This window comes from Hamadaea sp. (assembly GCF_013362815.1).
In the GTDB taxonomy this organism is placed as follows: Bacteria; Actinomycetota; Actinomycetes; order Mycobacteriales; family Micromonosporaceae; genus Hamadaea.
The window spans coordinates 41,002-60,583 of sequence record NZ_JABFVK010000030.1; the positions used below are offsets into that span (position 1 = coordinate 41,002).

Genomic DNA, 19,582 nt, shown 5'->3' on the forward strand with positions numbered 1-19,582 from the left:
GTCCGTTCAGGCGGGGACGAGGACACGAGGTCCCGGCGGCGCGGCCGGGCCGCGCCGCCGGTTTCGATCAGGACAGCCCGGTCGCCCAGGGATAGCCCTTGAGGTACGGGTCCGGCTTCACCGGAGATCCCGAGTTCCACACCTCGGTGATCAGGCCGTCCGAGCCGACCTTGCCGATCCGGGCGGTCTTGGAGATGTGCTGCGTCGCCCCGTCCACGGTGACCTTGCCCTCGGGGGCGTCGAAGGTGATGCCGTCAGCGGCGGCCTTCACCTTCTCCACGTCGAACGAGCCGGCCTTCTCGACCATCGCCTTCCACAGGTAGACCGCCACGTAAGCGGCCTCCATGGGGTCGCTGGTGGGCTTGTCGGCCCCATACTTGGCCTTGTACGCCTTGACGAACTTGTCGTTGGCCGCGCCCGCCGTGGTCTGGTAGTAGTTCCAGGCGGTGAGCTGGCCGTCGAGGTACTGCGTGCCGATGCTCTTGACCTCCTCCTCGGCGATGGAGACCGAGACCACCGGCATGCTCGCCGCGGTCAGCCCGGCCGACTTGTACTCCTTGAAGAAGGCCACGTTGCTGTCGCCGTTGAGGGTGTTGAACACGGCGGCGGCCTTGGACGCCTTGACCTTGTTGACGATCGTGCCGAACTCGGTCGAGCCGAGCGGCGCGTAGTCCTCGCCGAGCACCTTCATCCCGTTGGCCGCGGCGTACGCCTTGATGATCTTGTTCGCCGTCCGCGGGAACACGTAGTCACTGCCGACCAGGTAGATCGTGGTCTTGCCCTGGCTCTTCAGATAATCCAGAGCCGGCACGATCTGCTGGTTGGTGGTCGCGCCGGTGTAGAAGATGTAGGGCGACTGCTCCAGACCCTCATACTGCACGGGGTAGAACAGCAGCGACTTGTTCTTCTCGAAGACCGGCTTGACCGCCTTCCGGCTGGCCGAGGTCCAGCAGCCGAAGACAGCGGCCACCTTGTCCTGCTGGATGAGCTTCTCCGCCTTCTCCGCGAAGGTGGGCCAGTCGGAGGCGCCGTCCTCGCTGACCGGGGCGATCTTCTTGCCCAGTACGCCACCCGCCGCGTTGATCTCCTCGATGGCGAGCAGCAGCGAGTCGCGTACGGTGACTTCGCTGATGGCCATGGTTCCGGACAGCGAGTTGAGCAGGCCGACCTTGACGGTGTCGCCCGACGTGTCGGCGACCGCCCCGCCGCTGGACGTGTTCTGCCCCGTCTTGCTCCCGCACGCCGCGAGTGCTACCGCGGCGACGAGAATCGCCGCGCATGCCGCGAGGCGGCGTCCGCGAAACCTGGTCATGAAACCCTCCTTGCTCCGGCTGGAGCGCAATTCCCGATAGTCGCCCGAAGGGGTGCTCGCCTCGTTGCGGAGCGGCGCCCTGCGGTCGCCGGGACCGTCGAATGGGCACAGTCAGCGTCCGAGAGGGTCGTTTCGAGCCTGTTTCGCAGCTCTTAATTCACCGTTTCCGACAACTCATTCGAAAGCAATTGGAAGGGCAAATGCAAATAGCCGACCAATGGTCGGCGAAAAGAATGCGCAACAATGATCGCGGCGATGTGAATCCCTGCCACGACAGGCTCGCTCAGCCGGAATACTTCACGCAGGAAGTATTTTTGCGACGTCGGACACCGCCTGTCAAGAGGCGACTCGTGGAAGGTCAGAGCTGAGCGACCACATCGAACTCGAGACCGCGCGCCTCAGCCAGATAAATTCGCTGGCCGACGTGCCTGCGGCGTAATCTCAACAAGCCGCGGGGACCTTCGTAGGACACCGCGCCCGCGCTGGCTCCGATCGCCTGCACATCCAGCGACCGCGCCTGTTCGATGAGGGCCGACAGCAGGAGGACACCCTCGTAACAGGACTCGCCGAGACTGCCGAGTGGCGGAGCGTCCACCCCGAAACGGCGCGCATACAGACCGTGGAAGTCGAGATTCTCGGCCGTCACCAGGGACGCGAAGAAGCCGGCCGCGCTGTACAGCCCGCTGGTCGCCGTCACTCCACTGCCGAGCAACATGTTCTCGTCCATGAGCGTGCTCAGGCGTACGCAGCGCCCGTCGAGGCCGCTCCGGGCGAAGGCCCGGTTGAACCGCACGGCGTCATTGCCCACCAGGAGCATCAGCACCGCGTCGGCGTCGGACTCCTCGACGCGCCGCAGGACCGAGGTGAAGTCGTGTGTTCCCAACGGGACATATGCCTCGCCGCAGATCCGCGCTTCACCACGAGCGGCGTAGCCGCGCGCGGCCACGGCTGTTCGGCGGGGCCAGACGTAGTCGTTGCCGACGATGAACCAACGGCGTAAGCCCAGTTCCCCGGTCAGTGTCGACATCGCCGGAGCCAGCTGGATGTCCGGCGTCTCGCTCGTCAGGAACACACCGTCGGTATGCTCACCGCCTTCGTAGAGCGCGGTGTACACGTAAGGCACCCGATGCGCGATGCGGGGAGCCAGCGACTGCCGGACCGACGAGATGTGCCAGCCCGTCACTCCGTGCACAGCGCCGACGGACACCAACGCCTCGACTTCGGCGGCGACTCGGTTCGGCGGCGCGCCCCCGTCGACCGTCACGAGCCGCAGTTCCCGGCCCAACACCCCGCCCGCCCGATTGACCTGCTCAACCGCCAGTTCAGCGCACAACTCGCAGCTAGGCCCGAAGATTCCGGCTGGGCCTCGTAGTGGCACGACCAGGGCCACACCGATCGTCGCGCTCGTCACGTCCCACAGCTCCGCCGGTGGACGAGCAGGCGGATCCGGCAGTCCGGACGTCCCCGGACCGCCGACCGCCCAGTCGTCGCGCATAGCGACATGCTTCCGGCTGCTACGCATGATCTCCAGAGCCCTCCTGGCAACTGCGGCCGTTCTGTAGCATGATTCTGCTCGCGAGCCTGAGGAGCGCCATGCCTGTCCCGCCCCCGCATCAGCCTGCCGACCTCGCCCGCCTGCTGACCCGGGCTGAGCGGCTGGTGAGCCGCCGGATGCTCCCGATTCTCGCCGCCGAGGACGTCACCACCGAGGGCTGGCGGGTCATCAGCTTGCTCGCCGACGGTGCCGGTCATCCGATGACAGACCTCTCCGAGCAGGCGTTCCTGCCACCGGCAACGCTCACGAAGCTGATCGATCGGCTCGTGGACGACAACGTGGTGTATCGCCGCGTCGACGACGTGGACCGACGGCGGATCCGGGCCCACCTGACGCCCCGCGGACGCCGGCTGCACAACCGCATAAGCGACCGGCTCGAGGCCGACTTGTCCACGTTGCCGCTCTCCGACACGGACCGAAGCCTGCTCGAGCAGCTGCTGGCCGGACTCACCGGCGCGCTCGACGCCACCACCATGGCGTCCGCCTGACCGGCCGGGAGACCGCCCTGATCGAGAAACTGACCGTCGCGGTCGTCGCCGTCTACGGCGAGTGGGCTCGGAGCATCGCAGACGTGCGGCTGATCGGCCTACCGCCCGGCCGTTGGGGCATCGGCGGCGTACCGGCGCAATCCCCGTCGCCCAGCGTCACCTTCGGCATCAAGGAAGGCGTGTTCGATCGCCCTGACGCCGACGAGATCGTGGCCCGCCTCGTCTCCGGGGTCACCGACGCCATCGCCGACGTAGTCGGTGAGCGCGTCCGCGACGGTGTCCTGATCGAATTCGTGGGCACGCCGGCCGGGCGGACCGGGCTCGGCGGAGTGGTCGTCACACCCTGAACACCGATCGGGGCGGCCCGCTCCGGCGAAGTCTCCGCCGGAATGCGAGCCGCCCCGGGCCTCGCTCGGTCAGAAGCCGATGGCTTCCCGCAGCAGCAGGACGGTGCCGCGCCCGGGCTGGGGCTCGGCGTTCAGCACGAGCAGCCGGTTGACCGCACTGGGCTTCCCGTACGCCTTCAGCGCGCGCTCGTTCTCCAGCGGAAGGCAGTGCTCTTCGACCCGCCGTAGCGCGCTCGCGAGATCGGGCACGACCTTCTGCGCACCGACGATCCAGATCGCCCGCGCGGCCGCCCCTGAGTAGCCGGCCAGCTGGCTGCCGGTCATCGAGGCGGCCACCAGCGAACCGGTCTCGGTCACGGCGGCGACACTGCCGACGATGACGTCGGGGCAGGCGAGCAACTGCCAGATCTCGGTCAACTGCGTACCGCGGTCCATGGTGCGCGTGCGGGCCTTGACCGACTCGTATCTGCCGCTGGCGTTGAGGTCGTCGTCGATGCCGGACAGACGCAGCGTCTCGCTCGCCCCGGTGAACACGAGCGCGCCCTCGGGGATCAGTTCCCCCACCCGCGTACGCGCCGCGGCAGCGTCTTCGAGGATCTCGACGGTGAACCCGTGCGCGGTCAGCGCCACCGCCGCCCGCTCCAGACTCGCCGCAGCCGCCGCGACCGGCGGCGTCTCCGAAATTGCAGTGGTCATCACATGCATGCCTTTCGTCGTGCCGGACCGCGGTCTACGACCAATTGCCGAGCTGCTCGACGTACGCCTGTCCGCTGATCTGCTTGCCGTGATAGCGGCCGGTCACGCCGGCCGCGCCCTCGAAGATCCCGCCGAACGACTGGATCTCCTGGCCCGGGATCGCGACGACGGTGAGCGCGGTGTCCAGCCCGGGAATCGTCACGGTCCAGCGGGTTCCGTAGCGCTTTCCGGTCGTGGGGCTGGTCCACCAGTCGCCGGTGCCGCCCGCGAGCGGCGTGACCGCGACGATCTCGTGCGTACCGTTGGGCCGCAGCACAGTCGCGTATGAGTGCTCGCCCGTGCGGTCGAGGATGTCCCAGAAGTTGATCGTGTCTCCGTTGGACAACTGGAGTGCCATCCACGTCCACTTGTCGTTGGTGGTCCAGTCCCACGTGCCCCACTGGCGGTCCAACCAGGACTGCCCGGTCACCTGGTACGCCGTACCGCCGACGGTCACGGTTCCCCGGGAGACGAGACGAGGCAGCGAGTAGTAGTAGCTGGTGCCGCCGAGGAACGGCATGAGGCCGGTCCCGTTGTTGTACATCGCCGGGCCCGCCGCGCTCAGCGTCAGGTCGACCGTTCCGGCGGGCAGGGTGGCGTGCAGGCGCATGGCGTCGGTGGGACCCGACAGGGTCGCCGACGGCACCCGCACGTCGAGTTCGGTGGCCGAGAAACTCGTCTGATCGACCGGATAGACCTGGCTCTGCGTGTAGTACTGGCCGGTGGTCTTGTCGGTGATGGCGATCAGGGTCCGGGGCGTCGCACCGGCGACGATCTGGACCTCGTACCCGAACTCGTGGCCGTGGGCGTTGAGGTGGCCCACGACGTACCACCACTCCTGCGGCGCGTCCGGGTGCGCGGCCTGGTCGGCCGGCAGCTGGGCGAACGTCGGGAACGCCGGTGCTGACGTCGCCGACAGGGCCGTCGTTGCGGGCGCGGCGGTCGTGGCGAGCCGGCTGGACTGCGCGGTCGCCGGCATCGTCGCCGTGGCGGCGGTGACGGCCAGCGCCGAGAGCGCGACCGCGACGACGGCCGCCTTTGATCGATGACTTCGCACTTCTACTCCTAGCGAAGGGGGGTTGGACAAGCGAGAACACGCAGGCGAGAAGGCCTGGATTCGCTTGTGACCAGTCTTCTGGGAGTCACGGGCGAAGATCAACGATGTTTGTTGGATGGCTGCCATAACGAGGACTTATCCATCCGGGCCCTCAGCCGCCGCCGGATGGTGGTTGCTGCTTGCGCATCATCCCGGGATATCGCGGCTATTCCCGCGTGGAATACCGCCTTGTCCCGGATAACGCGAGGGGTAATCCGTAGGCGTTCCAGCCGACCGCTGCGCGGAGGCGCTCCTGCGTACACTCGCTGCCATGTCGGAGAGCCCCGCACCCTACCGGCGACGGCGCGGTGGCGACCTGTCCGTCACGGCGATCGCCGAACTCGCGGGCGTCTCGGCACCCACTGTGTCCAAAGTGCTCAATGGCCGGGCCGGCATCAGCGAGGAGACCCGCCGCCGCGTGGAAGCCCTGCTGCGGGACCACGGCTTCCGCAAGTCGACGCCCGCCCGGTCGACGCGCCATCTCGAAGTCGTGTTCCACGGCATGCTGAGTTCGATCGCGATGGAGGTCATGCGCGGCATCGAGGTGGTCGCCACCGCGCAGGAGATGACCTTCGGGTACCTGGAAGTTCTCCGGCGAGCCAAAACGGGCCCGCTCTGGGTGGACGCCCTGCTCATCCGGCAGCCTGCCGCGGTGATCGCGGTCTCCTCGGCCATCACCGCCGAACATCGCGAGACCCTGATGGCGAACGGCATCCCACTGGTCGCCCTCGACCCCACCAGCGACCTGCTCAGCACCGTCTCCGTCGGTTCGACGAACTGGAGCGGCGCGCTCAACGCCACCCGGCACCTGCTCGATCTCGGCCATCGGCGCATCGGCGTGCTCTCCGGACCGGCCAAGGACCTCTCGGCCCGGGCTCGCCTGGACGGCGTGCGTGCCGCGATGGATGCTGCGGGCGTACCGTTCGACAAGCAGCTGCTGCGAAACGGCTTGTTCAGCTTCGAGCAGGGCCGCGACCTCGCGCTCCAACTGTTACGCCGCTCCGAACCGCCTACTGCCGTCGTCTGTGGCAACGATCTTCAGGCGCTGGGCGTCTACGAGGCCGCCCGGCTGGCCGGGCTGCGCATACCCGAGCAGCTCAGCGTCGTCGGGTTCGACGACGTCGAACAGGCCGCCTGGTGCGCGCCGCCGCTGACCACGGTGCGCCAGCCGTTCGCGGCGATGGGCGCCGCCGCCGCGGAGTTCGCCGTCGCCCTGGCCGCCGGGCAGACCCCGAAACAGACCCGCGTCGAACTCGCCACGACCCTCGTCGTGCGGGGCAGCACCGCGCCGCCGGCGTGAGGTTCCCGCTCGTGAGCCAGCTCGGCCCGCACGGGGCCGAGCTGGCTGCGATCCTGCTACGCCAGTCACGATGACTCAGGCGGAGCCGATCACGGTCCGGTGCAGGGTGTTCCGTTGAGGGTCACCAGCGCCGGTTTCGGATTGGCGTACGTAGCGCTCGTTGTCGCATTGAAGCCGACGTAAGCGGTAGCACCCGGCTGCAGTCGGGCGTTGTAGGACTCGTTGGCGGCCGAGACGACGGCACCGGACTGGGTCACCCGGCCCATCCAGCCTTCCCGGATCTTCTGGTCACCGGTGAAGGCGAACCGGATCGTCCAGCCGTCGACCGTGGTCGTACCCGTGTTGGTGACCGCCAGCTGGGCGGTGAAGCCCGAGCCGTCGGCCCAGGGACCGTAGTTGTCGTAGGTCACCCGGCAGGCCGGTCCCCCGGTCGGCTGGGCTGCGCCTTGGTCGGCGAGGAACGACGACAGCCACGCCAGCGAGGAGTTCCAGTTGATCGCCACCTCGTTGGTCGCGTACGAGTTGATGTCGTCGACGTAGCAGAACATCGGCTTGCACCCGGCCAGCAGCTTCTGCGCGAACGGATCGTCCAGGCCCGCGTTCGCACCACCGGCGAGCGATCCGGCGGGCGGGTGCGGCAGGGCCGCGTTCAGCTGGTGGCTGTAGATGCGCGTGTGCTGGTTCTCCGACGCGTGCTCACCCCAGCCGGTCACATAGGACTGGTTGAGGGCGTTGCGGCCGAGGATGTAATCCATCGCCTCGACCGCGCCGTTGCGGTACGCGGCCACGCCGGACAGGTCGTACGCGGTCGCGAGGACGATCGCGTTGTTGATGACGTTGCTGTTGCCGCCCCAGAAGTACGATCCGGCCGAGCCGGGCATGGGCAGCCCGTAGGCCTGACCGGCCTGGGTGGCGAGGTACGCGTCGGCGGCGGTCAGCACCGACTGGCGTACGCGGGACTTGTCCGCCGCCGGCAGACCGCTCGGGACGGTGGCGAGGTCGAGCCGGCCCAGGGCGGCGGTGCTGCCCCAGCTGAACCCGGTCGCGCTGAACACGTCGCCGGTGTGGTGGCTCGACGCGGTGACGTCGGCGAGGTATGCCGCCGCACCGGTGCTCAGGTACAGCTCGGCCGCAGCCCAGTAGAACTCGTCGCTGACGTCGTTGTCGCTGTAGGTACCGCCGCCGTTGCCGTCGTTCGGGTCGGCGTACATCGCCGGGTGGGCCTTCGCCGCCGCGTACGCCTTCTTCGCCGCCGCCAACGCGCGATCGGCGAACGCCTTGTCGTACGGGGCGAACAGCCGAGCGCCCTGGGCGGCCACCGCTGCGAGGTTGAGAGTGGCCGCCGTGGACGGCGGATGAAGCTCACGCGGCTGCGGATCGTCCTGCGGCTGCAACGGCAGGCCGGTCCAGTTCCGGTCGTGGACCTTGTGGTGGACCATCCCGGCCAGCGCCTGACCGTCCGGGACCTGCATACGCAGCAGGAACTCCAGCTCCCAGCGCGCCTCGTCGAGCACGTCCGGCACCTTGTTGCCCCGTTCGGGCAGGCGCAGCGTCGAGTCGCCGAGTCCCGCACCGAACCGGCCGGTCACCCCGGTCTTCGTCCGCTCGTACGCACTCAGCAGCTGCGCCGTCGCGATGCCGCCGTTGACCACGTACTTGCCGTGGTCACCGGCGTCGTACCAGCCACCGCGTACGTCGAGCCGGTAGTCGCACACACCCGTCTGGCACGGCACGTCGACATCCCCCTGGTTGGGGGCCACGCCGACGTGCCCGGCCGGGCGAGCGTACTGGTCGCCGACGAGCGAACCGTCGATGGCGATGCCACTGCGCTGGATGTAGAAGAACTGCAGGGAATCCGAGCGCAGCTGCTGATACACCGCGCCGATGTCGAACGGATGACTGGTCTGCCCGTCGGCCACTAGCGTGAACCCGGTTCCGGCCGTGGCGTACCCGCTGAAGTCGATCGTGTGGACGTTCTGCCCGGAAGCGGCGTCGAGACCGCGCGGCGTGGTCTGGCCGGAGGCGACGACGGAGCCCGCGCTGCTGCGCAGTTCCCACGGCAGTGCGGTGGTCGCGTCGGTGACCAGCGTGGCGTGCTTGGGGCCGGTCGGCAGGTAGCCCACCTGGTTGACGCGCACCCGCGGACCGGTGTCCGGGACGTAGGGCGGCTCCTCCTCGCCGCCGAGCAGCGAGACGTTGTCGACGCACAGCGTGTAGGCCGCGGTGTTGCCGCCCACCTGGAAGGCGACCTGCGCGGCGTCGGTGTCCTCGGTGGCGGTGAAGGTGTACGCGAAGTGCCCACCGGCCGCGGTCATCGGGATGTCGCGCGCGAAATACGAGGTGTACGGCGAAGCGCCGAGCTGGACGACGACTCGCACGGTGGCACCGGGATCGGCGGAGGCGTCGAAGGAGAACGCGTATTCGTGCCCGGCGAGCAGCGACACGTCGTTCTGGCCGAGCCCGGCGTCCCACGGATTGGCCAGCCCGCTCGGCACGGTGGTGCACAGGCGTCCGTCCACGACACCGGTTCCCGTGGTGCCGTAGGTGTACCAGCCGGAGGTTCCGTCGCCGAAGTCGCCGTTGTCGACCTGCTCGGCGCCGCCGCCGCCGGGAGTGGCATCCACACTGGACAGGGAGACGTCGTCGACGCAGAAGGTGTACGCCGTGGCCGCGCCGAGCTGGAAGGTCAGCGTGCCGTTGGCCGAGTCGAGCCCGGCCGTGAAGGTGTAGGTGAACGTCTGCGCCGTGGGCGTGAGCGCGACGTCGCGGGACAGTGCGGCCGTGTACGGCGCTTCGTTGAGCTGGACGTTGGCCTTGACGGTGGTCGCGACGCTGGCCGAGGCGGCGAAGCGCAGCGTGTAGTCGGCCCCGTCGATCAGCGGTACGCCGTTGTAGCCGACGCTGACATCCCACGGGTTGGCGCTGCCGGACGGGACGTCCGCGCACATCCGTCCAGAGTCGACGGTGAGGGCGGTGTTGGCGGTCGCCCACCACGGGTCGGTGCCCGTGTCGAACGAGCCGTTCGAGATGTGCTCGACCGGCGCCGCCTGAGCGGGCGCTGCCGAGGTGCTGGCCGAGATGATGGCGAGCAAGGCGGCGCCGAGCGCACCACCGATCCGCCGGAAGGCATGAGACATGGGGCGGTCCCTTCCCGGAAAGTCGCGCTGAGAGAATGGGAGCGCTCCCAGCATTCTGGGCATGTTGCCAGCCTTCGCAGCGCATGTCAATCGATGGCCACCGTTCGCTCGCGGCATCGCCTACCGTTTCCTATCGCACGGGCACCATCTCGACATGAACGGGTGAGAGAGCTCTTTGACCAGGCTCCAGCAGTCGGCGTACGACGCACAGCTGGCGGCGAGCTTGCCGGCCAGCCGGCTCGGCCTCGAACTACTCGTCCCGAGGGACGGTGCGATAGCCCTCCAGGACTGCGCTCGCTACCTCGCCGTCGTTCAGCGGCTCGGCTGGTTCACCGCCGCGTTTCCAGCCCACGATGCACCCGTCACCGTGGTGGGCGGCCGGGGAAGGAGTCACGCCGACGCCGCCGAGCGCCGAATCAAGATCGCCGCGGCCGATCGGCGGGACGTCAGCCGGTGTGAACACGCGTGCCTGCATGAACTCGCCCACCTCGTCACCTCGGACGTCGAGGCCGACGGCCGGCTGCGCGAACCCAGACTCGGCCGCGGCAGCAGCAAAGGACACCATCACGCGTGGCGGGCGAACTTCGTGCTGATGGTCCGGATGACCGCCGGGAAGCAGGCTGCGGCGCGGCTGCGCCGGGAGTTCGACCAATGGGGCCTGCCCACGGCGAAGTAGCGTCAGTAGACGACGTGGTCGCGCACGTTGTCATAACTGAGCGCGATCTTCACGGTCGCCGGCTCTTGGCCGACCCGAAGTTCCACGCAGGACGCGTACGGGTTGAGCCAGCCGACCCGGCGACAGGCGAACTGGAACGTGCCCGAACCGGCGGACTCCATCGGCCAGCCCTTCGCCCGCCGCAGGTGGTCGGCGAGCGTACGCATCATCTCCTGGCTGCTCAGCGCGGACGGGGCTCGAACGGTATACCGCCGGGAGCAGGTGTACGGGCCGAAGCCGCCCGGCTCGGGAAGACCACACCCGACTTCCTCCTGGACAATGGTCATCGCCGCGGGCAGCGGCAGGATCGCGTCGGCCGGCGGCGGCGTACGCACCGCGCCGACGACGGGGACCACCACCGCCACCGCCAGTCCGGCCATCCCCACCACGACGCCGGCCAGCCATCGGCGGCTGTTCTGGATTCCCCGCCAACGCGCCTCATAGACGGTGGCCGCCACGACGACGACGCCTGTCCCGAGCAGGTGCCACCGCAGCCCGTCGTCGACCGTCGGCGGCGAGGCGTACGTACCGAAGGTGACCGTCCACAGTGACCATCCGGCGACGGACGCGGCGAGCAACAGCGCGATGCGCCGGGCGTAAGGCAACGATCCGCCGAGCAGACTCCAGGCGATGGGGAACAGCAGCACGATCGGAACGAGCACCGCGACCTCAGCCAGCTCCAGCAGTTCGTCCCCCATCCGGCCGGGCTGAATCAGCGGCCACACCGGAGCCGTCGCCAGGAACGCGACCGCGACCACCGCCAGCCGCGACCGTCCCCGCCACGCTCGCGTCGGCGCGGATGGAGCGGGCCGCCGCCGGATCCACCGGCGAACGGATCCGCCGAGATCCGGGGACCGCCGACCGGCGACATAACCGGCCGACAACGCGAGTAGAACGAGCACGCTCCCAACGATCATCACCCGGCGTTCGACGTCACAACCACCGGGTCGGTTGCATCCCGCGACCAGCGCCGGCAAGCGTCGCGTTGACAACACGGCACGGTTCTGGCGAGACTGGGAGCGCTTCCATCGAAGATGCCCTATCCCGCCCGGTTCCGGAGGATGATCATGCGCATTCGCAGGTTGGTCTCACTAGCAGCGATGGCGAGTGCGCTCGTTCTCCTGTCCGCCGCGCCGGCTCACGCCGCCGACACCGCACCGCCCACCGCGCCTGGAACGCCGATCGCGTCCGATCTCACCGAGACCAGCGTCGTCCTCAATTGGGCCCCGGCCACCGACGACGTCGGCGTGGACCACTATGAGCTGTTCCGGCAGCACACCGACTACATCCAGCGCGTCGCCACCCCGACAGCGCCTACCGCTACCGTGACCGGCCTGCTGCGCGGCTCGGTGAACACGTTCTACGTCATCGCGTTCGACGCCGCGGGCAACCGGTCGACACCCTCTGGAGCGCTCACTGTCACCACCTTGCCGGGCGATCTGGAACCACCCGGGCCGATCTTCGGGCTCGCGGCCTCCGAGATCACCGGCACCTCCGTCCGGCTGACCTGGCAAGGCCCGGCGTGGGATGTGGCCGCGCTCTTCCGCATCTATCGATCGCAGGGCAGTGGACCGCTGATCCCCGTCGCGAGCACGACGGCTCACACGATCGTCGTCACCGGGCTCAGCCCGGCGACCACCTACGGCTTCGCCGTTGCAGCATTGGACGCGGCGGGCAACCAGTCCCCGCTCATGCCGCAACCTCCGCTCGCCGTGACGACGACCGACGTCGGGACGCCCACCTGCACCGTGGCGTACCGCGTCACCAGCCAATGGGACGGCGCCTTCAACGCCGACGTGCGGATCACCAACACCGGCCCGGCCGCGCTCACCGGCTGGACCCTGGGCTGGACCTACCCGGGCACCCAGCAGATCTCTCAGGTGTGGAACGGAAGCCACACCCAAACGGGCGCAGCGGTCGCGGTCACCAACCTCGCATACAACGCCTCCATCGCGGCGGGCGGCGGCTCGCAGTCCTTCGGCTTCCAGGCCACCTGGAGCGGCGCCAACCCGGCCCCGACCGCGTTCACCCTCAACGGAGTGCCCTGCCTGACGGTTTGACCACGGCGTACGCGTAGATCCCCTGGCGGCTATCGCCTACGGTGTTATCCGCACACACCGCCCGCACTCGGGCGGAAAGGGGGCGTCTTGCGGTTCTGCGTCTTGGGACCGGTGGTGGCCGACGGACTCGACGGGACTGTCGAGTTGGGGCCCACCCGGCAACGTACTGTTCTGGCCGTGCTGCTGGTCGAACCGGGCACATCCATAACCACCGAGCAACTCGTCGACCGTGTCTGGGGTGAGCGGGCTCCGCAACGAGCCCGGGAAACCCTGCACACCTACCTGTCGCGGTTGCGTACGGCGCTGGAGGCGGCGGGCGGGCCGGCCCTCGTCCGGCGCGGCCGGGGCTACCTGCTCGACGTCGATCCGCAAACCGTTGACCTGCATCGCTTTCGCCGGCTCGTCGGACGGGCGCGTGCCGCCGCCGACGCCGAAGCCGCCGAGCTTTGGCGCGACGCGCTCGCGCTCTGGCGCGGTACGCCGTTCGACGATCTCGACAGCGAATGGCTGCACACGGTCGCCGACGGGCTCGACCGGGAACACTGGGCGGCCGTGCTCGACCACAACGACGTGCTGCTGCGTACGGGGCAACACGCCGCGCTCCTCCCCCAGCTCACCGCCGCGCTCGACCGGCATCCGTTCGACGAGCGCCTCGCCGGTCAGGTCATGCTCGCCCTGTACGCGTCAGGCCGCCAGGCGGATGCGTTGGCGCACTACCGGACGCTGCGGCAACGCCTCGTCGACGATGTCGGCAGCGAACCCGGTCCGGCGCTTCGCGACCTCCACAACCGAGTGCTACAGCAAGACCCGCACCTCGTCGGCGGGCCGGAGCGTGCTCGGCCGGCCGCTGCGCCCGCGCAGAAGACGCCGGCGAACGCCGCATCGAGAATCGACGCGCCGACGCAGCTGCCCGCCGACATCGCCGGATTCGTGGGGCGAGACGACGGGCTCAAACAGCTCAACGACATCCTGGATCGCGCCGGGGATCCCCCGTCGGCGACGGTCATCGCGACCATCGGGGGCGGCGGCGGCATCGGCAAGACCGCGCTGGCCGTGCACTGGGCACACCGCGTACGCGATCGGTTCCCGGATGGTCAGCTCTACCTCAACCTGCGGGGATTCGATCCCGGCGGGCAGGCGATGTCGTCCGGCGACGCCCTGCGTACGCTGCTCGAACTGCTCGGCGTGCCGCCCGCGAAGCTTCCGACCACAATGGAGGCTCAGATGGGCCTCTACCGGGGACGGCTCGCCGACGCCCGGATGCTGCTGGTGCTCGACAACGCCCGGGACGCCGAGCAGATCCGGCCGTTGCTGCCCGGCTCATCGGGCAGCATGGTGCTGGTCACGAGCCGTAGTGACCTCGCGAGCCTGGTCGCCGCCGAAGGCGCCCGGCCGTTGTGGCTGGAGGGGTTCGACGGCGATCGTTCCCGGCACCTGCTGGCCCGCCGGCTCGACCCGGATCGGCTCGCCGCCGAACCGGACGCGGTCGACACCATCGTCACGGCGTGTGCGGGGCTCCCGCTGGCGTTGGCGATCGTCGCCGCCCGGGCGGCCACCCGGCCCACCTTGCCGCTGTCGGCGCTGGCGGCGGAACTGACCGACACGGCCAACCGGCTCGACGCGCTCACCGGGCCGGACGCCGCCACCGACCTGCGGGCGGTCTTCTCGTGGTCCTTTCACGCGCTGAGTCCGGAGACGGCGAGGCTGTTACGGATGCTCGGCCTCCATCCGGGTCCCGACATAGGCCTGGCGGCGGCGGCCAGCCTCGCCGGTCTCCCGGTCGGGCGGGCCCGCCGGCAGCTCGACGAGCTGTGCGCCGCGCACCTGCTGACCGAGCACGTCCCCAGCCGCTACAGCCTGCACGACCTGGTCCGCGCCTACGCCGCCGAACTCGGCCGAACCGACGACAGTGCGGACGACCGGCACGCCGCCCAGCGGCGCATGCTCGACCATTACTTGCTCAGCGCGCACGCGACCGACGCCTGGCTGCCCGCGGCCCGCGATCCGATCACGCCCGTGCCGGCGTCCGCCGACGTCGTCGTCACGACGTTCACCGACAACACCGGCGCCCGGCAGTGGCTCACCGACGAGTTGGCCATCCTGCTGGCCGTCATGGACGGCACCACCGATCCCCGCTTCGACCGGCACATCCAGCAGCTGGGCTGGTCGATGGCGACCTTCCTCCTGTGGCGCGGTTACTGGCCGCATCAGGTCAGCGTCCAGGAGGCGGCGCTGCGGGCCGCGTCCCGGCTCGGCGACGCGGTCGGTCAGGCCGACATTCACCGGCGGCTGGTCTACGCGTACATGATGCTCGGTCAGACCGACCAGGCGCACAAGCACAGCCTGCAAGCCATCGACTTGTACGCCGAAGCAGGCGACCACACTGGCAGCGCGCGTACGCACATCGGCCTGATGTGGTTCTTCGAGCAGCAGGGGCGTCATCATGACGCGCTACGACATGCGCTCAAGGGGCTTGAGTTCGCCGAAGCGTCCGGGAACCGGGGCGTCCTCGCCGTCGCGTACAACGGTGTCGGGTGGACGCACAGCCTCGTCGGCGACCACGAGACTGCGATCGCCTACTGCGAGCGGGCACTGCCGATCTTGGAGGAACTCGGCGAACGGGCCACCATGGCGGACGTCTGGGACAGCCTCGGACACGCGTACCACCAGCTTGGGCGTTTCCCGGAAGCGATCGGCTACTACGAGCGGGCCGTCCGGCAGAGCCGGGAGATGGGCGACCGCCGCCATGAGGCGTCGCACCTCGCACGGCTCGGCGACACCCAGGCGAGCGCCGGGGAGCATGACACCGCTCGCCGGAGCTGGCGGGCGGCGCTGGCCATCTTCGACGACATCGAGCACCCCGAAGCGGCGGCGATCCGGTCGAAGCTGGCCGCCTAGGCGACGCTCCACAGCAGGCAGAACGGCTTGCCGGCCGGGTCGGCGTAGACCCGCCAGTTCTCGCCGTCGCCGGGCAGCCGGGTGGCTCCGATCGCGAGCGCCTGCTGCTCACCGGTCTCGATGTCGTCGACCATGATGTCCAGGTGGAACTGCTGCGGGTACGCCGGATCCGGCCACCGCGGTGGTGCGTACTCCGCGACCTGCTGGAAGCAGACCGGGCGCGCACCCTCTTCGCCGATCATCACCATGCCGTCGACGTCGTAGGTGATCGGTTTGCCGAGCAGTTCGCTGTAGAAGGTGCTGAGCGCCTTGGCGTCCGGGCAGTCCAGCATGATTCCGAGCATCGTCGTACGCAGATCGTCGCGGTTGAGGCACAGGTCGAACGGATGCCCGGCCGGGTCGGCCAGGGTGTTCCAGGTGTCGTTCTCGCGCAGCAGCGTCGCCCCGAGCCCGACCGCCTGCGCGGTGGCCGCCGCGACGTCGGGCACCCGGAAGTCGAGGTGCGCCTGCTGCGGCCGGTCCTGCGTCGGCCAGGTCGGCGGGCGATGGTCCGGAGCGGCCTGCAATCCGATCCGCCAGCCGTCGTCGCTGGTGAGCGTGATCCACTCGGCGTCGGCGTACCGCTGAGTCCAGCCGACGAGCGACGTGTAGAACGACGACAGCGCCGCGATGTCGGGCGCGTCGATCACGATGGTCTTCAGTTCGCCGATCATCCCGCCATCCTCGCTGACTGGTAAGTCGAAGTCCGCACCGGTGGGACGAAGTCCGCCCAACTGGGCCGATCCCGCCGCCCGATTCCCGTCCACAGTCCACTGTCCGGCGCATTCCACCAGGCCAGCGGCGCTGCCTAGGCTCGCCGTAGCTCACCTGTCACTGTATGTGATCATCAGGCCGAGGGCGCGGGGAGGACCGATGGAGATCACGGCGCTGGTTCTTTCACTGCTATCGCTGGCCCTGTCGGCGGTAGTCGGCTGGCGCGCGATAACCCTGTCCCGGCAGGCGAACTCGGTCGATATGGTCGTCGACCTCTTCCGTGAGCATCGCGGCAGCGACCTGGCCGAGGCCCGCCGGTTCGTCTATACCTCGTACACCGAGTTCGAGACGAATCATGGGCTCAGCGGCATCCCCGGCGACGGTCGCGAACTCATCCGGCGATTGTCGTGCTACTACGACAACCTGGGAGCACTGGTCGCCCACGGTATCGTCGATCTCGATCTGGTCGCCGGGTACATGGGCTCGTCGGTCGTGTCGATGTGGGACCGGCTGGAACCGCTGATCGTCGCCGAGCGTACGCTCCGCCACGCGCAGACCTACGACGACCAGCGGTGGCAGCGCTACTTCGAGAACCTCGCGATCCTCGTCCGGCACCGCGTTCCGGCGACAGCCCGCGCCGACCAGGCATTGTGGCGGCTCGACGGATGACCGGCCGCACCCGTCAAGTCTTCACGGTTCTACCGGAGAATTCGTGAAGTCTTTACTATATCTTCATGTCTTTCCATACATCGTTACGCATTTCCGCCGTGACCACGATGATCGCCGCCAGTTCGCTGGCGGCGATCATCGTGAGCCCGTCCGCTGCCGTCGCCAGTCCCGTCAGCACCTCGGACTTCGTGCTGAGCTATTCCACGACCGCGGAGAACCTCAACGGTTCCGGCGCTTCCATGCAGACCGTGATCAACGCGCTGACCGGATTCGTCGGCGCGGTCACCCGCAGCGGTGTCAGCCTGCCCGACACCGCCAACCAGTCCTCGTGCAGCGAGGCGCTGCCCGCCGGCCTCAGCCCGGTGTGCTTCACCGACGGCGACGACAACTCCCCCGAGTGGGTGCCCCAGGGCGTGACGACCAGCTACGACTCGTCCGGCACGGCGCTGAGCGCGAGCGGCTCACGCATCGTCGTCAGCTGGTACGACAACTGCAGCAGCACCGACGACGCCGACAGCACGCAAGGATGCACCGACACGAACAAGGTGTCGACGGACATGTATCGCAGCAAGGGCACTCGCATCAGCCTGCTCGACCCGCTCACTCTCGACTACCGCAACGTGATCCTGGTCGAGCCGTTCTACAACAGCTACGGCAACGCCTCCTACAAGGCCGTGCCGGTGCACGCCGGTGGGATCGCCTGGTACGGGAACCTGCTGTACGTCGCAGACACCGACAACGGCTTCCGGGTCTTCAACATGAACCAGTTCTTCGACATGAGCAAGCAGCAGCAGAGCGGATACCCCACCGACTATGGCGACAAGACGCAGATGGGCCGGCAGAGCGGCACGTTCTACAGCTTCGGCTACCGCTTCATGCTTCCGCAGATCGGCCGCTGGAGTCAGGCCACCACCTGGAACGGCAGCACCTGCCTCGGCTACGGCCCGCTGCGGTTCTCCAATGTAGGTCTGGACCGCAGCACCTCCCCGGCGCGGTTGAGCGTCGCGGAGTACTGCCCGACCGGCAACACGACGAGCCGGGTGGCTCGCTGGAACCTCAGCGGGAGCGGCCTGACCAACGGCACCCCCGCCGACGCATACGCCCACGGCCTCGAACGCGTTCAGGGCGTGGTGACCGTCGGCAACACGTACTACTTCAACGCCAGCAACGGTGGCAGCTATGGAACGACGCATCGGTTCGACTACAGCAGTACGGCCGGGACGATTCTGTCCACATCGAGCAGAACGACCGCCATCGGATGTGAAGACCTGTCCTATGACGGCTCCAGCAATCGGCTGTACTCGGTGGCGGAGTACTACGGCAAACGAGTCCTCTACGGCCTGACCCGCTTCTGAGCTGCGGATCACGGTTACGCATGCTTCCCGGGCACTGGAGGCATGCGTAACCATGATCTGCACGTAACGCGCTAGATCCCCTTGAAAGCGAACTCGGCCGGCTCGAAGCGATCGGTCACGTCGCCGGCGAGGTCATGACCGACGAGCTCCAGACGCTGCGTGATCGTCGGATCGAGCCGGTCGAGGTGCACCCAGACGATGTCGGGGCTGAACGACGACTCGAAGGCGTAGACCCGCCGCGACAGGTCGGCGAGCGTACGCCAGATGGTCATCGAGATGTTCGGCCGAGCCGGATCGGCGGTGCCGAACGGCTGAGCGGCGTTACGCATGACGCTCAGCAAGGCAGCGTATCCCCGGGGCGGGTTGTCCACCTTCGGCAGCCGCTCGGCGTAGTAAGCCGCCCGGACGAAACGGTCCGCCGCCTCCGTGGTGCCGGGCAGCGGGCGGTCGCCACCGAACCCTTCGTACTGCTTGAGGTGCTCCAGCTGCTCCTCGAACGGCGGCGAGTTCGTCATCACGTCGTAGTCGTGACTGTGGTGGACCTTCAGCCGACCGCCGAGATACTCCAAGACCGCAGAGTCTCCGCTCGCGTCGTCCAGCGCCAGGTGCACCGTCGCGGTCGTGCCGGACGGTCCGCCCTGGGGGCGTACCTGGAAAGGGTTTTGCTCCAGGTAGTCGACGGCTTCGGCGACGGTCGCGAACCGGTCGAGGAAGAACTGCGTCCACATCGACACCGGAAGCGCGGGCAACGACGGGTCCCGGTCGCCGAAGTCGGACTCGGCCAGCCACAACAGGTGCGCGCCCAGTCCCGCCTCGTTGATGCCGTCTGTCGCGGCCTTGTCGAAGACCCCGGCAATGACGCTCGCCTGCTCCGCCTGCCACGTCAGCGGATGAGGGTCGTCGGTGAATCCGGTCCGCTGCGCACCCCTCGGCATCATCCACAAGTTCGTGCCCAGGTCCTCCCGCCAGTCCATGTTGCGCCCGACGAGCATGCCCTGACCGCTGTCCCACAACACACGCGTACACATCTCAGCCTCCGGCCTTCTCCTCCGTCTCGCTCAGATTAGGACAAAAGCCACAGCGCCTACGCCGATTCGGGATCGCAGGGGCCGACTCGCTCGAGGGACATCGGTGACCACGAATAGCGGAATCATCAACCTCG

General features: G+C 68.6%; 16 protein-coding genes. 8 read left to right on the forward strand and 8 right to left on the reverse strand.

What is annotated here, in order from left to right; all coding sequences use genetic code 11:
* Positions 1 to 67: 67 nt before the first annotated feature.
* Both urtA and HOV77_RS16255 read right to left on the reverse strand, forming a co-directional pair.
* Complete coding sequence (gene urtA / locus HOV77_RS16250; RefSeq protein WP_290863088.1) at positions 68 to 1,312, reverse strand: urea ABC transporter substrate-binding protein; 1,245 nt, start codon at positions 1,310 to 1,312, stop codon at positions 68 to 70.
* Between the two features lie 358 nt (positions 1,313 to 1,670).
* Positions 1,671 to 2,807, reverse strand: a complete 1,137-nt coding sequence (locus HOV77_RS16255; RefSeq protein ID WP_290863090.1) for a substrate-binding domain-containing protein — start codon at positions 2,805 to 2,807, stop codon at positions 1,671 to 1,673.
* 98 nt (positions 2,808 to 2,905) lie between these two features.
* Here HOV77_RS16255 and HOV77_RS16260 point away from each other — a divergent pair, with 98 nt between their 5' ends.
* Positions 2,906 to 3,355 carry a MarR family transcriptional regulator gene (locus HOV77_RS16260; RefSeq protein WP_290863092.1) on the forward strand — a complete coding sequence of 150 codons (450 nt, stop codon included), beginning with the start codon at positions 2,906 to 2,908 and terminating at the stop codon, positions 3,353 to 3,355.
* 83 nt (positions 3,356 to 3,438) lie between these two features.
* Positions 3,439 to 3,702: a hypothetical protein gene (locus HOV77_RS16265; RefSeq protein WP_290863094.1), complete on the forward strand. Its 264-nt coding sequence runs from the start codon at positions 3,439 to 3,441 to the stop codon at positions 3,700 to 3,702.
* A 69-nt stretch (positions 3,703 to 3,771) separates the two neighbouring features.
* On the opposite strand, the gene HOV77_RS16270 is transcribed toward HOV77_RS16265, so the two are convergent.
* Both HOV77_RS16270 and HOV77_RS16275 read right to left on the reverse strand, forming a co-directional pair.
* Positions 3,772 to 4,398 (reverse strand): LUD domain-containing protein, encoded by a 627-nt coding sequence (locus HOV77_RS16270; RefSeq protein WP_290863096.1) that lies wholly within the window; start codon positions 4,396 to 4,398, stop codon positions 3,772 to 3,774.
* Between the two features lie 34 nt (positions 4,399 to 4,432).
* The gene (locus tag HOV77_RS16275; protein ID WP_290863098.1) at positions 4,433 to 5,494 is read right to left on the reverse strand and encodes a lipocalin-like domain-containing protein; all 1,062 of its coding nucleotides are present in this window, start codon (positions 5,492 to 5,494) and stop codon (positions 4,433 to 4,435) included.
* Positions 5,495 to 5,804: 310 nt separating this feature from the next.
* On the opposite strand from HOV77_RS16275, the gene HOV77_RS16280 reads away from it, so the two are divergent.
* Positions 5,805 to 6,833: a LacI family DNA-binding transcriptional regulator gene (locus HOV77_RS16280; RefSeq protein WP_290863100.1), complete on the forward strand. Its 1,029-nt coding sequence runs from the start codon at positions 5,805 to 5,807 to the stop codon at positions 6,831 to 6,833.
* Between the two features lie 89 nt (positions 6,834 to 6,922).
* Here the strand turns inward: HOV77_RS16280 and HOV77_RS16285 are convergent, their stop codons facing one another.
* Positions 6,923 to 9,970, reverse strand: coding sequence for a glycoside hydrolase family 9 protein (locus HOV77_RS16285; RefSeq protein WP_290863102.1), 3,048 nt, complete (start codon positions 9,968 to 9,970; stop codon positions 6,923 to 6,925).
* A 175-nt stretch (positions 9,971 to 10,145) separates the two neighbouring features.
* On the opposite strand from HOV77_RS16285, the gene HOV77_RS16290 reads away from it, so the two are divergent.
* Positions 10,146 to 10,646 carry a hypothetical protein gene (locus HOV77_RS16290; protein ID WP_290863104.1) on the forward strand — a complete coding sequence of 167 codons (501 nt, stop codon included), beginning with the start codon at positions 10,146 to 10,148 and terminating at the stop codon, positions 10,644 to 10,646.
* A gap of 2 nt (positions 10,647 to 10,648) precedes the next feature.
* Here HOV77_RS16290 and HOV77_RS16295 read toward each other — a convergent pair whose 3' ends face one another.
* A complete protein-coding gene (locus HOV77_RS16295; protein ID WP_290863106.1) occupies positions 10,649 to 11,587 on the reverse strand; it encodes a hypothetical protein in 939 nt (312 codons plus the stop codon).
* Positions 11,588 to 11,785: 198 nt separating this feature from the next.
* On the opposite strand from HOV77_RS16295, the gene HOV77_RS16300 reads away from it, so the two are divergent.
* Positions 11,786 to 12,745, forward strand: a complete 960-nt coding sequence (locus HOV77_RS16300) for a cellulose binding domain-containing protein (protein WP_290863108.1) — start codon at positions 11,786 to 11,788, stop codon at positions 12,743 to 12,745.
* An 87-nt stretch (positions 12,746 to 12,832) separates the two neighbouring features.
* Entirely contained in the window at positions 12,833 to 15,643 is a 2,811-nt protein-coding gene (locus HOV77_RS16305) for a BTAD domain-containing putative transcriptional regulator (protein ID WP_290863110.1), read from the forward strand.
* On the opposite strand, the gene HOV77_RS16310 is transcribed toward HOV77_RS16305, so the two are convergent.
* Complete coding sequence (locus HOV77_RS16310; protein ID WP_290863111.1) at positions 15,640 to 16,356, reverse strand: VOC family protein; 717 nt, start codon at positions 16,354 to 16,356, stop codon at positions 15,640 to 15,642. The genes HOV77_RS16305 and HOV77_RS16310 overlap by 4 nt on opposite strands.
* Before the next feature lie 199 nt (positions 16,357 to 16,555).
* Here HOV77_RS16310 and HOV77_RS16315 point away from each other — a divergent pair, with 199 nt between their 5' ends.
* Positions 16,556 to 17,065, forward strand: coding sequence for a hypothetical protein (locus HOV77_RS16315; RefSeq protein ID WP_290863113.1), 510 nt, complete (start codon positions 16,556 to 16,558; stop codon positions 17,063 to 17,065).
* Between the two features lie 65 nt (positions 17,066 to 17,130).
* Entirely contained in the window at positions 17,131 to 18,420 is a 1,290-nt protein-coding gene (locus HOV77_RS16320; RefSeq protein ID WP_290863115.1) for a hypothetical protein, read from the forward strand.
* 71 nt (positions 18,421 to 18,491) lie between these two features.
* On the opposite strand, the gene HOV77_RS16325 is transcribed toward HOV77_RS16320, so the two are convergent.
* A complete protein-coding gene (locus tag HOV77_RS16325) occupies positions 18,492 to 19,448 on the reverse strand; it encodes a linear amide C-N hydrolase (RefSeq protein WP_290863117.1) in 957 nt (318 codons plus the stop codon).
* Between the last annotated feature and the right edge of the window lie 134 nt (positions 19,449 to 19,582).